Source organism: Bradyrhizobium valentinum, from assembly GCF_001440405.1.
In the GTDB taxonomy this organism is placed as follows: Bacteria; Pseudomonadota; Alphaproteobacteria; order Rhizobiales; family Xanthobacteraceae; genus Bradyrhizobium; species Bradyrhizobium valentinum.
The window spans coordinates 18,921-28,302 of the sequence record NZ_LLXX01000055.1; the positions used below are offsets into that span (position 1 = coordinate 18,921).

The 9,382-nt window shown below is 61.8% G+C and carries 9 protein-coding genes; 4 read left to right on the forward strand and 5 right to left on the reverse strand.

Going from position 1 to position 9,382, the window contains the following annotated elements; all coding sequences use genetic code 11:
- Window positions 1-140 precede the first annotated feature (140 nt).
- Entirely contained in the window at window positions 141-1,247 is a 1,107-nt protein-coding gene (locus CP49_RS09670) for a mandelate racemase/muconate lactonizing enzyme family protein (RefSeq protein WP_057850041.1), read from the forward strand.
- 14 nt (window positions 1,248-1,261) lie between these two features.
- Here the strand turns inward: CP49_RS09670 and CP49_RS09675 are convergent, their stop codons facing one another.
- Complete coding sequence (locus CP49_RS09675) at window positions 1,262-1,633, reverse strand: hypothetical protein (protein WP_057850046.1); 372 nt, start codon at window positions 1,631-1,633, stop codon at window positions 1,262-1,264.
- A gap of 186 nt (window positions 1,634-1,819) precedes the next feature.
- Here CP49_RS09675 and CP49_RS09680 point away from each other — a divergent pair, with 186 nt between their 5' ends.
- Entirely contained in the window at window positions 1,820-2,053 is a 234-nt protein-coding gene (locus CP49_RS09680) for a hypothetical protein (RefSeq protein ID WP_057850047.1), read from the forward strand.
- Between the two features lie 224 nt (window positions 2,054-2,277).
- On the opposite strand, the gene CP49_RS09685 is transcribed toward CP49_RS09680, so the two are convergent.
- Together CP49_RS09685 and CP49_RS09690 are read right to left on the reverse strand one after the other, a co-directional pair.
- The gene (locus CP49_RS09685; RefSeq protein ID WP_057850042.1) at window positions 2,278-2,712 is read right to left on the reverse strand and encodes a cupin domain-containing protein; all 435 of its coding nucleotides are present in this window, start codon (window positions 2,710-2,712) and stop codon (window positions 2,278-2,280) included.
- 308 nt (window positions 2,713-3,020) lie between these two features.
- On the reverse strand, window positions 3,021-3,674 hold the full coding sequence (locus CP49_RS09690) for a glutathione S-transferase family protein (RefSeq protein ID WP_057850048.1): 654 nt from the start codon (window positions 3,672-3,674) through the stop codon (window positions 3,021-3,023).
- A 175-nt stretch (window positions 3,675-3,849) separates the two neighbouring features.
- Between CP49_RS09690 and CP49_RS09695 the strand changes: the two genes are divergently transcribed.
- The gene (locus tag CP49_RS09695) at window positions 3,850-5,073 is read left to right on the forward strand and encodes a polyhydroxyalkanoate depolymerase (RefSeq protein WP_156438219.1); all 1,224 of its coding nucleotides are present in this window, start codon (window positions 3,850-3,852) and stop codon (window positions 5,071-5,073) included.
- 190 nt (window positions 5,074-5,263) lie between these two features.
- On the forward strand, window positions 5,264-6,058 hold the full coding sequence (locus CP49_RS09700; RefSeq protein WP_057850043.1) for a substrate-binding domain-containing protein: 795 nt from the start codon (window positions 5,264-5,266) through the stop codon (window positions 6,056-6,058).
- Between the two features lie 166 nt (window positions 6,059-6,224).
- On the opposite strand, the gene CP49_RS09705 is transcribed toward CP49_RS09700, so the two are convergent.
- Both CP49_RS09705 and CP49_RS09710 read right to left on the reverse strand, forming a co-directional pair.
- Window positions 6,225-7,961 carry a bifunctional protein-serine/threonine kinase/phosphatase gene (locus tag CP49_RS09705; protein WP_057850044.1) on the reverse strand — a complete coding sequence of 579 codons (1,737 nt, stop codon included), beginning with the start codon at window positions 7,959-7,961 and terminating at the stop codon, window positions 6,225-6,227.
- Between the two features lie 62 nt (window positions 7,962-8,023).
- Complete coding sequence (locus CP49_RS09710) at window positions 8,024-8,875, reverse strand: formate/nitrite transporter family protein (RefSeq protein ID WP_057850045.1); 852 nt, start codon at window positions 8,873-8,875, stop codon at window positions 8,024-8,026.
- Window positions 8,876-9,382: the final 507 nt, after the last annotated feature.

A 9,382-nucleotide genomic window follows, 5' to 3' on the forward strand; every position in this document is an offset into this window, starting at 1 on the left:
TATGCTCTGATGCTACACGCTTCATTTGACAGTCCTTGCTCTCCGGTCTTGCGGCTCACGATAGCGGTCACCAAGCCATATCGGGAACCGTCGATTTTGTTATGATACCACCCGTCCTGTCGGTACCTTCGGGGGCAACCATGCTGATCACCAACGTCCGGGCGCATCATATCCGCATTCCCTATGACGCGGGGGTTGCGAGCTTCAAGCAAGGCGCTTCTGCCATTTCGGCGCTGGAAATCGTCATGGTCGAGGTTTCCACCGATGCCGGCATCACCGGCTGGGGCGATGCCTTTGCCTATGTCTGCCCGCGCACGAGCTATGCGGCCATCGAGGAAATGATCGCGCCGCAGGCGCAGGGCCTCGAGGTGCCCGAGGCCGCTGATATTCCCGCCTTCATGGAACGGATCCAGCGCAACCTGCATTTGTTCGGCCGCTACGGCATCACCATGTTCGCGATATCGGCGCTCGATATCGCGATGTGGGACCTTGCTGCCAAAGCGAAGGGCGTGCCGTTGCACCGGCTGATCGGCGAAGCCAGGCGCGCGCGGATTCCCGCCTATGCGAGCCTGCTGCGGATCGGCAAGCCCGAGCTGATCGCACGCGAATGCGAGACCGCGCTGCGGCAGGGCTACAAGGCGATCAAATTGCATGAGACCACAACGCCTGCCGTATTCGCCGCGCGGCAGGCGATCGGCCCCGGCATTCCGCTGATGGTCGACCTGAACTGTCCGCTGAATGGCGAGGATGCGATTGAGTTTGCGCACTCCTGCCGCGACGCCGCGCCGATGTTCCTCGAGGAGCCGGTCTGGCCGCCGGAAGATTTTGCAACGCTGGCCGCGGTGCGAACCAAAGGCGGGCTCGATGTCGCGGCCGGAGAGAATGCCTGCACGATTCATCAGTTCAGGCAGATGATGCAGGCTGGCGCAGTGAGCCATGCACAACCCTCCGTCATCAAGGTCGGCGGCATCACCGAATATCTGAAGGTCGCAGCGCTAGCCGACGAACTCGGCGTCAGGCTTGCGCCGCACTCACCGTATTTCGGGCCGGGCTTGCTGGCGACGCTGCAGTTGATGTCGCTGCGCGACGACGCGAGCTTTGTCGAGGTGTTCTCCATGAAGCGCGCCGCATGTCTTTGGCGCGGCCGCATCGATGTCGATGCCAATGGCGATGTCGAGGTGCCGCAGGGGCCCGGTATCGGCTATGAACCGGACAAGGCCGTCATGGAGCAATACCGCGTGTCGTGAGGGCGTGACGGCAGTTACTTTGCGCCGTCCTTTGCAGGCGCCGCATCCTTTGCAGCAGGCGCGGCATCCTTCGCAGCCGGCGCTGCAGCCTTCTTCTGCTCCGCCTGCATGTCGCTCACGACCTTCTGCAAACTCACGACCGCGCCCTTCAGCGCCTCGATCTGCCGGTTGGCGGCGTCGACCTTCTGCTGATGGTCGGTGGTGAGCTTGGTGATCGTCTTCTGCAGGAAGTCGACATTGCTCTGCAGGCAAGAAGTGCGCCGCTCCATGGTTTTTTCCACGGTGCAGATCTCGATGCCGGGAACGTCCTGCGCATGAACGGTCGCCGGCGATGAGACCATCAGCAGCACGAAAGCGAAAGTGATCCTGGCCATCGTGGCAATCATCAAAAATCCTCGCTTCAAAAGCATCTCCCGCACGGGGAACATCTATCACGGCAATTTGCGCGAGGCAGGCTCCCGACCCCAGTGATACCATACTGATACCTCATTCAGGCGTTGTGCTTCGCTCCGTTAACGGTGGATAGATTTTGCCGCGAACCTCAGACGGCCGCGGCAGTGGAGATTGATTATATGGCAACGCGTGAAAAGCGGCTGGCGCAGTTCGACGGGAACGGGGACCCGCCGCCGAACCTGCCGGTGGAAGTTCTTTGCGAAGATCACAGCGGAACCTATCAACTGCCTTTCGCCTGCCGCTGGATCGACGGTCAATGGCGCAATGACAGAACCGGCGGCATGGTCGAGGCCACGGTGGTCGGCTGGCGGCTGCCGCGTGCCCGACCTGAAAATGCCGCGGATAGAGCCTGACGAGCCCGCGATTGTGTCAGAATGCGACGATCGCGTGCGTGTCTTTAAGGTTCGGAACAGCGGTGGAACGAACCGCGCCCGAATCACTGATTTAGCGCCGTACTCCCTTGTTCACGGCTAGATGTCGGCTGCCATCCCAGGCGACGCACCATATCAAGGACACAAACGATCGGCAGCAGCCAGCGGCCGACGATAACGGTTAATTCCTCGGGGGATGACATCGGTCACTTCCAGGGAGTGATCGGCGGCACCTTGTCGGTGGCCGGCGGCACATCGACGGTCTTGAAATCGGCGGGGCTTACGATTTCCAGGTATTCCATGTCCTTCGAGTAATCGAACAAATAGTGGGTGATGCCTGGGCGCTGATGAATGACGTCTCCGGCCTCTACCAGGGTCTCTTTGTCCTCGTACATGAAGCGCGCCCAGCCCTTGGTCATGATCACGATCTGAAAATCGCATAAGTGCTTGTGCCAGCCGGTGCCTTGCTCGGGGGGCAAATCGGGATTGGCCTTGACCAGATGGCAGACGACCTGCCCGCCGGTAGCATCGGCGATGCCGAGATCGCGATATAGGAAGAAGTCGCGCAGACCTCCGCCCTTGAATTCGGTATCGCCGGGTTTGACGTGAGAGAATTTGCTGACGACGGCGTGCTGATTCATCGAAGCCTCCACGGTTCTTGTTCGCGAGATCGCGACCGTGCGAAGTGCGTCCAAATTTTCGGCAGCGTCGCATCATCGCGTTCACGGCTGCATGTTGCTATGCGAAATCCGCGCCAGCCGCGCTGCGCTGCGGCGACAGCGCCGGCATCGGCACACAAAACCGCTTGGCTGGAGACGGGAATCCGGTTTCAGCGGCTTACGGAAAATGGCCCAAACACCGGCTTGCGCCGGCCACGGCTGGTACCGGCTTGGGCAAAGCCTGCCCGTTGCGTGGGCGCTTCAAACGGCCAAGGCCTCGCCAGGCTTGCCTAATATTCGACCTCGAGCTCTTCGATATCGGCAGGCTCGGCCTTGGCGGCTTCGATCCATTCCTGCATCTCGGGCATCGCCATGATGGTACTGGCGTAGGCCGCGAGGGTGGGTTCGAGCTTCACGTCATAGGTCATGAAACGGGTGACGACGGGCGCGTACATCGCATCCGCCATGGTGCGCTCGCCGAACAGGAACGGCCCGCCTGACTCCGCGAGGCATTCGCGCCAGATGGTGCTGATACGGTCGATATCGGCCTGCGCGCGCGACCAGATCCTGAAGCCCGGGAAATGACCCTTCAGGTTCACCGGCAGCGAGGCGCGCAGCGTGGTGAACCCCGAATGGATTTCGCCGCAAATCGAGCGGCAATGCGCGCGCCGGATACGGTCCGCCGGCAGCAGGCCGGCGTCCGGCCTGACCTCGTTGAGATATTCCGCAATCGCCAGCGTGTCCCAGATGGTGGCGCCGTCATGGCGCAGGCACGGCACCAGGATCGACGACGACAGCAGCAGGATTTCGGCCCGCGCTGAGGCATCGTCCGGGGCGGTGATGATCTCCTCGAACTCCAGCCCCGAGAATTTCGCCAGCAGCCAGCCGCGCAGCGACCAGGACGAGTAATTCTTGCTGGAAATGGTCAATGTCGTCTTCGCCATATGGCCTTCCCTCGAACCCCAAAACGCCTTTGCCAGGCAAGGACGGCCGACCGCGCCGCCGCCCAATGCCTGTGCGTCGGGCATTCATACAGCAAGCCACGTGCCAGTTTTAGAGGCGGCCAGCCCGGCTCTGGCGTCGATATTGCATGGCATCACGGGACAGGGGCTGATGTGAATGATGTCAATGATGTACCAGGCCTATCAGAACCACATGGACCTGATGGCCCCATGGCGGACCGGGGCGGCATCGGCGCTGAAGTACCTCAACCTCGTGCCGCAGGGCGTCTCCGACAAACTGTTTGGCCGGCTCGCCGCCTCACTCGAACTGATCTCGCGCTCTTCCCTCACCTATCACCGGCCCGCCTATGGCATCGACAGCGTGCTGGTCGGCAATCGGGAACTGGAGGTGACCGAAGAAGTCACCTTCGCCACCCCGTTCGGCTCGCTGCTGCATTTCAAGAAAGAGAACTCGCCGGAGCAGCCGCGGCTGCTGCTGGTGGCGCCGATGTCCGGCCATTTCGCAACGCTGTTGCGCGGCACCGTGAAGACGCTGCTGCAGGACCACGACGTCTACATCACCGACTGGCACAATCCGCGCGACATTCCGCTTCATGCCGGCCGGTTCGGGCTGGAGGATTACACCGACCACCTGATCAGCTTCCTCGACAAGATCGGTCCGCGCGCGCACATGGTGGCGATCTGCCAGCCGTCGGTATCGGCGCTGGCCGCCGCTGCCGTCATGTCGGAAGACAACCATCCAGCCCGCCCGGCAACGCTGACCCTGATGGCCGGGCCGATCGACACGCGCATCCAGCCGACCAAGGTCAACGAGTTCGCCAGGAGCAAGCCGATCAACTGGTTCGAAAAGAACCTGATCAATTACGTGCCGGTGCAGTGCAAGGGCGCGTTTCGCAAGGTCTATCCCGGCTTCGTGCAGCTCACCGCCTTCGTGTCGATGAATCTCGAGCGCCACATCAAGCAGCATATCGATCTCGCCAATCATCTCGCAAAGGGCGAGAAGGAGAAGGCCGAGGTCATCAAGACTTTCTATGACGAGTATTTCGCTGTCATGGACCTGCCGGCGGAATTCTACATCGAGACCGTGCGCGACGTGTTTCAGGAGCATCTGTTGCCGCAAGGCAAACTGATGCATCGCGGCCGGCCGGTGAACCCGGCCTCGATCAGGCGCATGGGCCTGATGACGGTGGAAGGCGAAAAGGACGACATCTGCTCGATCGGGCAGACGCTGGCGGCGCAGGACCTCTGCACCGGCGTGCGCGCCTATCGCAAGGTGCACCACATGCAGGCCGGCGTCGGCCACTACGGCGTGTTCTCCGGCAGGCGCTGGAACAACGAAATCTATCCGCTGCTGCGGGATTTCGTGCACGTGAATTCGTGAGGTGCGATGTCATTCCGGGATGGTCCGAAGGACCAGACCTCAGGTGCGCAATTGCGCACCGGGGAATCTCGAGATTCCGGGTTCGCATCTTTGCGCCCCGGAATGACGCCTGCGCTAGGCTAACTCCCCTCCTCACGCTAACATCCTCTCAAGGCCGACCGTTCAAGAGTCGTCCCGGGGAGAAACCATCATGCGTCTTTCAATCAATTTCCGCGCCTTCACACTCGCCATTCTCAGCGTATTCCTGCTGACCGTCACGGCCGGCGCCGCCGAGGTTCGCGTGATGATCTCGGGCGGACTGTCGGCCGCCTACAAGGCGCTGGTTCCTGAATTCGAGCGCAGCACCGGCCACAAGGTGCTGACCGCTTACGGGCCGTCGATGGGCACGACCACCAATGCTATTCCGGTGCGGCTGGAGCGCGGCGAGCCGGCCGACGTCCTCATCATGGTCGGCTATGCGCTCGACGATCTCGCCAAAAAAGGCAAGGTGACCGCCGGCACCAGCGTCGATCTCGTCAAGTCGCCGATCGGCGTCGCCGTGAAATCGGGCATGCCGAAGCCGGACATCTCTACGGCGGAAGCGCTCAAGCGCGCCCTGCTGGCGGTCAAGACCGTCGCCTATTCCGACAGCGCCAGCGGCGTCTATGTTTCGACCGAGATGTTCGGCAAGCTCGGCATTGCCGACGAGATGAAGGACAAGGCGCGGAAGATTCCGGCTACTCCCGTCGGCGAGATCGTCGCCCGTGGCGACGCCGAGATCGGCTTCCAGCAGATCAGCGAATTGAAGCCGGTGGAAGGTATCGACATCGTCGGCCCGCTGCCGGACGAACTGCAGAAGATCACGGTGTTCTCCGCAGGGATCGCCAGCGTCTCGAAGGAGCCCGACGCCGGCAAGGCGCTGATCAAGTTCCTGGCCTCGCCTGCCGCCCGCCCCGAGATCGTCAAGAGCGGCCTGGACCCGATCGCGTCGGGCGCGACGAACTAAAGCACCGCAGGGCCTGGACACAAAATCGCGAAAACAACCCCATGCAAAGTAGGCTTGCGCCCCGGCTCGCAGCACTCGTGCTGCCCTGCGTCCGGGCAGGCGCCCGATTCGACGATCATCGCACGATCCCCGCGATGACACCTAGCCGGGTTCGGAAGAGACGAAACTAGCGGTGCATCCCGTGCTGCATCGCCAGCAGCACGATCACGGCCAGCGCCAGCACCACGGTCGTGCTTTTCCAGAACAATAGAGGATTGCGCTCGATCAGCGGTGTCGATGACGTCGAGAGATAGTTCGCGTTGGGATGACGCAGGTCGAACAGGAACTCCGAAAAACTGTCATAGCGCTTGTATGGATTGGGATGCACGGCCTTCTCGAGCGTGCCGTCGATCCATTGCGGCACGTCGCGATCGCCATGAGAGGCTGGACGGTAGACCAGCCTGTTGAACTGCGATCGCGTTCGCGCGTTCGCGATCTGCGAACCGTAGGGCAGCTTTCCGGTCAGCATCTGATAGGTGATGACACCGAGCGAGAACAGGTCGGAGCGCGAGGTCGCCGGCTCGCCGAGAAAATATTCCGGCGCGGTGTATTGCTGCGTGCCGAGAATATCGTTGCGCATGCCTGATGGCTCAGCCTCGACGACGCCGGTGATCCTGGTCGAACCGAAATCGATGATCTTCACCGTGCCCGTGGTATCGATCATGATGTTGTCGGGCCTGATGTCCTGGTGCAGCATCTCCTTGCGGTGAAAGGTGCGCAGCCCTTTGGCAATCTGCTCGACGATGCCGCGCACGGTCTCCAGGCTGGGCTTCGGGTTGTCGATCATCCATTGCGTCAGCGTCTGCCCGTCGATGTATTCGGTCGCGACATACAGGAAGTTGCGCTTGCGCTGCAGCAGGCAGGGTTTCAGCACATGCGGGCTGTCGATCCGCCGCGCCACCCACTCCTCCATCATGAACCGCTTCAGGTAAGCCGGATCGTCACGCAGATCGATCGACGGAATTTTGATGGTGACAACCTCATCGGTTTCGATGTCGACGGCGAGATAGATATGGCTCCGGCTGGAGCCGTGCAGTTCGCGGACGATCCGGTAGCCATCGAAAACCGCCCGCGCCTCGAGCAGCGGCGGCAGCGGCAGCTCACGCGGCTGGGCGAACACTTCGGCTGCCGCGCCGTCGGGCACCTCGTCGACGCGCACGACCTGGACGGTGAGATTGTCCTTGCTGCCAGCTTCAAAGCCCTGGTCGACAATCGCCTTGGCGGCCGCGTCGAGATCAGCGCCGCCTTCGTTCACCGCCTTTGCAATGCGGCGGGCGCTAAGATGCTCGTAGATGCCGTCGGTCGCGAGCACAAAGACGTCGCCCGGCTCGAGCCGAAGCATCTGATAGTCGATCTCGATCTGCGGATTTACGCCGAGCGCCCGGCCGAGATAGCTCTGCTGGGAGGAGATGACGATGCGATGGTCGTTGGTGAGCTGCTCCAGCGTGTTGCCGGAGAGACGATAGATGCGGGAATCGCCGATGTGAAAGAGATGCGCCGTGGTCGACTTGATGACCATGGCAGAGAGCGTACAGACGTAACCGCGGTCCTTGTCATAGGCATACTGGCTGCGCGTCTGCGAATGCAGCCAGGAATTGGTCGCCTCCAGCACGCGCTGCGCCGAGGTGCGCACCGACCAGGATTCCGAGGTGCAGTAATAGTCGGTCAAAAACCCCTTGACCGCCGATTCCGCTGCGACCCGGCTGACCTTGCTCGTGCTGATGCCGTCGGCCAGCACGATGGAAACGCCCTTGAGGCTGAGCAGCGGCTCGTCCGGGATCAGGACGCCATGGAAATCCTGGTTGGTTTCCTTGGCTCCCTTATCGGAAAATTGTCCGACCGATATTTTCAGCTCGCGCGGCATTCCCGGCTTTCACGACAATGGGCCTCTCCCCTTGCGAGGAGAGGCCCATCCTCATCTTGAGATCAAGCGGCAATGCGCGAGGACGGCCGCGAAGATGCCGCAGCCGACGCGCTGCGCGACGGGCCGGTCCTAACGTGGGTCGCGTACAGCGTCAGTCCGGTGAAGGCGAGGCCGCCGACGAGGTTGCCGACGACCGTCGGGATCTCGTTCCAGAACAAATAATCCCACCAGGTGAACTTGCCGCCGAGCAGGAGACCCGACGGGAACAGGAACATGTTCACGATGGAATGCTCGAAGGTCATGAAGAAGAACAGCATGATCGGCATCCACATCGCGATCACCTTGCCGCTGACGTGCGTGGAAATCATCGCGCCGACGACGCCGGCGGAAACCATCCAGTTGCAGAGCACGCCGCGGATGAACAGCGTCAGCATGCCGGCCGCGCCATGATTGGCATAGCCGACGGTGCGGCTCTCACCGATGGTGCCGATCACCTGGCCGACCTTGTCCGGCGGCTGGGACCAGCCGAAGGTGAACACGATCGCCATCATCACGGCGACCGTGAAGGCGCCGGCGAAGTTTCCGATGAAGACGAGGCCCCAGTTGCGCAGCACGCCGCCAAGCGTCACGCCCGGGCGCTTGTCGATCAGTGCCAACGGCGCCAGCACGAACACGCCGGTGAGCAGGTCGAAGCCGAGCAGATACAGCATGCAGAAGCCGACCGGGAACAGCGCGGCGCCGACGATCGGCACGCCGGTCTGTACGTTGATGGTGATCGCAAACGCCGCGGCAAGCGCGAGGATCGCTCCGGCCATGTAGGCGCGGATGACCGTATCGCGCGTCGACATGAAGATTTTGGATTCTCCGGCGTCGACCATCTTGGTCACGAATTCCGAAGGCGCGAGATAGGCCATTCCAGTTCCCCTTTCGAGACAAGTTTGAAGCGCGCCGGATGCTGCGCAGCCGTGCACCGATTAAGTGAAAAATCTTGCCGTCCTCGTGCGCGACAAATCCCGCGCCGCCTTTGAACGGCACAGAACGACGCGGGGTCACGCCCGATCAGGAACTGGAGATGCGCGAGCTATCGTGAGGTGGTCCCGAAGACTGCTCGAAGCGCCTCACGCGAGGCCGCTTGATCCCAACGCCTTCGGCCAACGCTGGCCTTGGCAATCCGAAAGGACGGCAGTCGTCATTGACTGAGACAGGATTAAGCAATCGATGTGCCAACCGGAAATCCGGCCGCAGGGTCGGAAAAGCGCGTATTTCTACGTGGTTATGGCCCTCTTGCGCCGTGCTCTGATTGAGGCGGATGCCTTGTATTTGTGCAGTTGCACATATGTTAGCGCCTGCTGCAGCGCCTCGTCACAAACTCGCTGTCGTCCCGGACAAGCGAGCACAGCGAGCGCCGATCCGGGATCCAT

Coding starts and splice junctions, on each gene's coding strand:
- CP49_RS09670 (WP_057850041.1), top strand. CDS start 141: ATGCTGATCACCAACGTCCGGGCGCATCATATCCGCATTCCCTATGAC.
- CP49_RS09675 (WP_057850046.1), bottom strand. CDS start 1,633: ATGATTGCCACGATGGCCAGGATCACTTTCGCTTTCGTGCTGCTGATG.
- CP49_RS09680 (WP_057850047.1), top strand. CDS start 1,820: ATGGCAACGCGTGAAAAGCGGCTGGCGCAGTTCGACGGGAACGGGGAC.
- CP49_RS09685 (WP_057850042.1), bottom strand. CDS start 2,712: ATGAATCAGCACGCCGTCGTCAGCAAATTCTCTCACGTCAAACCCGGC.
- CP49_RS09690 (WP_057850048.1), bottom strand. CDS start 3,674: ATGGCGAAGACGACATTGACCATTTCCAGCAAGAATTACTCGTCCTGG.
- CP49_RS09695 (WP_156438219.1), top strand. CDS start 3,850: ATGATGTCAATGATGTACCAGGCCTATCAGAACCACATGGACCTGATG.
- CP49_RS09700 (WP_057850043.1), top strand. CDS start 5,264: ATGCGTCTTTCAATCAATTTCCGCGCCTTCACACTCGCCATTCTCAGC.
- CP49_RS09705 (WP_057850044.1), bottom strand. CDS start 7,961: ATGCCGCGCGAGCTGAAAATATCGGTCGGACAATTTTCCGATAAGGGA.
- CP49_RS09710 (WP_057850045.1), bottom strand. CDS start 8,875: ATGGCCTATCTCGCGCCTTCGGAATTCGTGACCAAGATGGTCGACGCC.